The sequence below is a fragment of the Gordonibacter pamelaeae 7-10-1-b genome (genome assembly GCF_000210055.1).
GTDB classification, from domain to species: domain Bacteria; phylum Actinomycetota; class Coriobacteriia; order Coriobacteriales; family Eggerthellaceae; genus Gordonibacter; species Gordonibacter pamelaeae.
The window spans coordinates 2,906,244-2,907,715 of record NC_021021.1 but is presented as its reverse complement, the minus strand read 5'-3'; the positions used below and the strand labels follow the sequence as shown (position 1 = coordinate 2,907,715).

2 protein-coding genes and 1 pseudogene are annotated in these 1,472 nt (G+C 69.4%); all 3 read left to right on the top strand.

What is annotated here, in order from left to right:
- Nucleotides 1–363: pseudogene (locus GPA_RS13430) on the top strand (ParA family protein); the annotation flags it as partial.
- Nucleotides 364–429: 66 nt separating this feature from the next.
- The gene (locus tag GPA_RS13425; RefSeq protein WP_015540205.1) at nt 430–636 is read left to right on the top strand and encodes a 4Fe-4S binding protein; all 207 of its coding nucleotides are present in this window, start codon (nt 430–432) and stop codon (nt 634–636) included.
- A 7-nt stretch (nt 637–643) separates the two neighbouring features.
- Nucleotides 644–1,472 (top strand): 3-methyl-2-oxobutanoate dehydrogenase subunit VorB (gene vorB / locus GPA_RS13420; protein WP_041239656.1); only part of this gene is annotated, 829 nt, incomplete at its 3' end.

The window sequence follows — 1,472 nt, the reverse complement described above, 5'->3', positions numbered from 1 at the left end:
CGCGCGGTTGCGGCCGGGCCCTACGAGATGCTCTACGTGGTGAACCGCAGCCGCAACCTCACGCAGGAGCCGGCCGAGGCGGCAGAGGTGCTGCGCGAGATCGAGGCGAAGTCGCACCTCGCCGCCACCGCCGTGGCCAACAACACGCACCTGCAGGGCGACACCGACGAGGCCGTGGTGGCCGCGGGCATCCCCTTCGCCCAGGAGGTCGCGCGCCTCGCAGGCCTGCCGCTCGCCTTCACCACGGTGCCGGCGGAGACGGCCTGCCAGGACGCTGACCGGCAATTTCCCCGCTTTGGGCGGGACGGAGGGGCGGGGGAGGCCTATCCTGTGCGAGTATATGTGAGAACTCCCTGGCAATAAGACGAGAGAGCGGCGGCGCTTCGGCGGCGCCGTATGCGCATACAGACGAGACGAGGAAGGCGGATCATGGCGAGAATCAGCGTAGACGACTCCTTCTGCAAGGGGTGCGGCCTGTGCGTGGACGCATGCCCCGTGCATATCATCGAGCTTGACGAGAACACGATCACGGCGAAGGGCTACCATCCGGCGCACTGCATCGACCTGGACGCGTGCACGGGCTGCGCGTCGTGCGCGACGATGTGTCCCGACGTGGCCATCACGGTGGAAAGGTAGGCTGCTCATGGCAGAGAAAGTGCTCATGAAGGGCAACGAGGCGCTGGCCGAGGCGGCCCTGCGCGCGGGTTGCCGCTTCTTCTTCGGGTATCCCATCACGCCGCAGACCGAGCTCGCGGCCTACATGTCCAAGCGCATGCCCAAGGTGGGCGGGACGTTCCTGCAGGCCGAGAGCGAGATCGCGGCCATCAACATGGTGTACGGCGCCTCGGCCGCCGGCGCGCGCGTCATGACGTCGTCCTCCTCGCCGGGCATCTCGCTCAAGGGCGAGGGCATCTCCTATATGGCCGGCGCGGACCTGCCGGGCGTCATCATCAACGTGCAGCGCGGCGGCCCGGGCCTCGGCGGCATCCAGCCCTCGCAGGCCGACTACTGGCAGGCCACGCGCGCGCTCGGCCACGGCGACTTCCGCGTGGTGGTGTACGCGCCCTCCACGGTGCAGGAGATGGCCGACCTCGCGTTCACGGCCTTCGACGTGGCCGACCAGTACCGCACGCCCGTCATGATCCTGGCCGACGGCATGCTCGGGCAGATGATGGAGCCCGTGGTCATGCCCGAGCCGCGCGACGAGCAGGTCGAGAAGCCCTGGGCCACCACCGGCCACAAGCATAAGCGCCCCCACAACGTGGTGAACTCGCTCTACCTCACGGCCGACGAGCTGGAGCGCCTGAACGTCGAGCGCTACGAGCGCTACGCCGTCATCGAGCGCGACGAGCAGCGCGCCGAGACGTTCCTCGTCGAGGACGCCGACGTGGTGGTCGTGGCCTTCGGCGCGAGCGCGCGCGTGGCGCGCAGCGCCGTGGTCGAGGCGCGCGCCAAGGGCGTGAAGGCCGGCC